The organism is Phormidium sp. CCY1219, assembly GCF_055795085.1.
In genome coordinates, this window is the sequence record NZ_JAYFEQ010000345.1 from 1 (window position 1) to 3,233 (window position 3,233).

The window sequence follows — 3,233 nt, forward strand, 5'->3', positions numbered from 1 at the left end:
GGGGGAGAACTCCTCCCTACGCATAAATGACGAGGGTTTCCGTTCTCCCCCTTACCAACCCTAATTTCTGATGATGGGGGAATTTTTTTCAGGCGGGGGTTGACAAATGATGCGATTTGTGATAATAAACGCTCGGTGTGCAACGGGAAATGAATCTTGCCGCAGTGGGGAAAGAAAGGCAACGGTTCGGTTCGCGTTCCTGGAGGAAGTGCTTGGTTTTGGTCGCTTTGCACCTAACAGTAGGGGGGAGTAGGAAAAAAGAGGCGATCGCTGGCGGCAAGGTAGTGGCACAATAGTGTAGTAGTGGTGCAACTCGCTTTCATGCTTCCCCTAGCAGGAAGCAATCCGAAGATTTAGGCTTCGATAGCGCAATCGATCTAGCAATCTTGCCCTCCGAACCAAGCGGGTTGAAGAGGGGTCAACTGCGACGATTTTGCTAAACTACAAAAGCGAGGTAGGCAACTAGCGTAATAGGGAGGGCCCGTGATCCATATCGAGCAAAAAACCCACACGACCCAAGATGGAACCACCGTCATTGTTTTGGCACCAACGGGTCGCCTAGACATTACCACGGCATGGCAATTTCGCCTCAAATTGCAGGAGTGCATCTCTAAACTGAGTCGTCATATTGTGGTGAACTTGGGTCAAGTTAACTTTATTGACAGTTCTGGCCTCACGTCGCTAGTGGCAGGGATGCGCGATGCGGATAAAGTTAAAGGCAGTTTCCGCATTTGTAACGTTCATCCGGAAGCCAAATTGGTTTTTGAAGTCACTATGATGGATTCCGTTTTTGAAATCTTTGAGACGGAAGAAGAGGCTTTAGAAGGAGTGCCCCGCATTCCCAGCGCCTAAGTGGAATTTCGTCCAGGAATTGGCTAGGGTGGCCGCGGCCACAAAAACTGGAACTCCCCAACCGTTAAACTCCAGCCAGTTCGCCAGCAAAATCCTGACGCTTGGTGAAGCGGAATGGCCCTAGCACTGCGCCCCACAGCGCTTTTCCCGTGTTTGGGTCAATCCCTTTGTCATAGCTGAGAAATTCGGTGGGTGATGCCTCGAACCCGAGGTAAACTTGGCGAGTTTCCCCTTGATAGGTAAAGCAGCAGCGTGCCTGTGGGGGTAAGGATGCCAAAAAGCGAAAAGCCCCGTTACCGAGGGGTTGCTTGCTGACGGTGAGGGTACACCCAGGCAACCGTTCTATTTGCGCCTGGGTTAGCTGCCCGAGTCTCTCCGGTTGGCGACCGGCTCCCCGGAATTGGGCCGGATCTTTTAACATGTAATATTGGACTTCAAACTGGCAGCGATCGCCTGGGGTTTGCGGCTGCTCTCGGATTTGCATAATCCGAGGTCTGTAGGGCTGGTCTAGTTGGACGATGTTGGCTTGTTCGGCAAAGAAGGTAAGGCTGGGTTCGGAAAACAGGGGCGATCGAACGGGTCGCTGCCATAAGCGCAGGTGAACGTACCACGCGGGGTTTGCGATCGCTTGCTCTCGATTCTCAAATTCTCCCGCCAGGTAGCGCCCCAGGGTCAATAATTCTGGTGTCAGGGTCATCAGTTATTCCAAACTCTTTCCAATTGCATATTCACGGCTAAGATGGCCGCAGTCAGTGGCTTCGATCCTGCATTTTAAACGTTTCAATCCCAGACGGCGAGTGCGATCCCCACCCTGAGTATTGGCAAACGTCGGTCTTCGGGAGAGAATAGAAAAAAGTTCTATTTATTATCACGCTCTAAAACCGGGTAGTTCTACCGTTTTCCGAGGGAGAAGACTGGGCTACTCGGACAGTCCGAACCGATGAGTTTGGTTCGGCGCGAAGATTATCAGCTTGCGCTGAGTCGGTTTCCCAGTTCCAAGCAAAAACTGGGTTCCCTCACGGGGACTGAGGTCCCCAATTATTTTTCTTGCCCGCTCTTTCACGAGGCGGGATTTCCAGATGCCCAGAGGTTTTAGGTGAATAACGTCCGCACCGTATCAGATACCAAGCGAGCTTTTTACTCGATTCACACCCGTCCCATTAACTCCATTTACCGACGGGTGGTGGAAGAGTTAATGGTGGAAATGCATTTGCTTTCGGTGAATGTGGATTTTCAGTACAACCCTATCTATGGCTTGGGGGTTGTCACCTCATTTGACCGATTTATGCAAGGCTATCGACCCGACCGGGATAAAGAGTCGATTTTTCAAGCGCTTTGTCAGTCTTTGGAAGCTGACGCGCAACAGTATCGCCAAGATGCCGAATGGTTGCAGAATATGGCTGCCAATCATTCTGGAGAAGAAATGGTGGAGCTGTTGAGCCTGTCTGCAAATCCGGATATGGAGAGCGACTTCCAAGGAATCTTGCACGCGATCGCAAATAATCCGAAATTTAAGTACAGCCGTTTGTTTGCTGTGGGTCTGTTTACTTTACTCGAAAAGGCGGATCCCGAGCGGGTGACGAACGACCAAAAGCGTCAGGAAGCGTTGCACAAAATGACAAAGGCGCTCAATCTGCCGGCAGAGAAAATCCAAAAAGACCTGGAACTCTACCGCAGCAACTTGGAAAAAATCACCCAAGCGCGATTGGTAATGGAAGACATTCTGGCTGCCGATCGCAAAAAACGCGAAGAGCGAGAGCAACAAAAAGGTGCCGTCACCACGCCGCCTAGTTCCCCGGAGTAAGCGCCTTACCCACGCGCGACGCCTACCTGTGGTTAAGTTGGGCTACATCGCCCATGAACCGCACCCCAACTCATTGCCGCAATTCGATCGCCTCCCCTTGGGTGGGCGATCGCTTTTGCTGGCCATTTCTCCACAGGTTCCGCGATCGCTTTTCTTGCAGGCATTTAAACCTTTAAATTGCATTCCCTTGTCCCCTGCACATTGCCCGATTTTTTGCTTAGGGTGAAAACCGGGGAAATAGAAATTGCGGGGCGAAAATTCCCTTTTTTTTTCAGCCGTGATATAATAGAAAGCGAAGCTGAAATTATAGGTGCAAGCAGCGCCATTAAGCAATTTATGCAATGCATAAAAGCCATGCCTGCCGCTACGACTCCATTATAGCCAATATCCCCTTTTTTGTCAACCCCGACTCAGAAAAAGCCGGCGCAAAGCCCTTGCCGGATGACAGGGGTTTAGCGGTTTTCTGTTTTTATCTACGACTAGTACGAACATGAGTTGGCTATCTCCTGTTTCCAGGGTAAAGTTTGCCTCGAAGTTGTTAGGTGGTCGGTACTTTATTCAACACACTGGCTTAACC

General features: G+C 50.6%; 4 protein-coding genes. 2 read left to right on the top strand and 2 right to left on the bottom strand.

All coding sequences use genetic code 11. From position 1 onward, the window contains the following. Positions 1 to 483: 483 nt before the first annotated feature. Positions 484 to 852 carry an STAS domain-containing protein gene (locus tag AC0QH1_RS06160; RefSeq protein ID WP_168569439.1) on the top strand — a complete coding sequence of 123 codons (369 nt, stop codon included), beginning with the start codon at positions 484 to 486 and terminating at the stop codon, positions 850 to 852. A 64-nt stretch (positions 853 to 916) separates the two neighbouring features. Here the strand turns inward: AC0QH1_RS06160 and AC0QH1_RS06165 are convergent, their stop codons facing one another. Then, positions 917 to 1,549 carry a chromophore lyase CpcT/CpeT gene (locus AC0QH1_RS06165; protein ID WP_324630064.1) on the bottom strand — a complete coding sequence of 211 codons (633 nt, stop codon included), beginning with the start codon at positions 1,547 to 1,549 and terminating at the stop codon, positions 917 to 919. Positions 1,550 to 1,948: 399 nt separating this feature from the next. Between AC0QH1_RS06165 and psb29 the strand changes: the two genes are divergently transcribed. Further along, positions 1,949 to 2,656: a photosystem II biogenesis protein Psp29 gene (gene psb29, locus AC0QH1_RS06170; RefSeq protein WP_324630065.1), complete on the top strand. Its 708-nt coding sequence runs from the start codon at positions 1,949 to 1,951 to the stop codon at positions 2,654 to 2,656. 42 nt (positions 2,657 to 2,698) lie between these two features. Here the strand turns inward: psb29 and AC0QH1_RS06175 are convergent, their stop codons facing one another. Then, positions 2,699 to 2,839 carry a hypothetical protein gene (locus AC0QH1_RS06175; protein ID WP_324630066.1) on the bottom strand — a complete coding sequence of 47 codons (141 nt, stop codon included), beginning with the start codon at positions 2,837 to 2,839 and terminating at the stop codon, positions 2,699 to 2,701. Between the last annotated feature and the right edge of the window lie 394 nt (positions 2,840 to 3,233).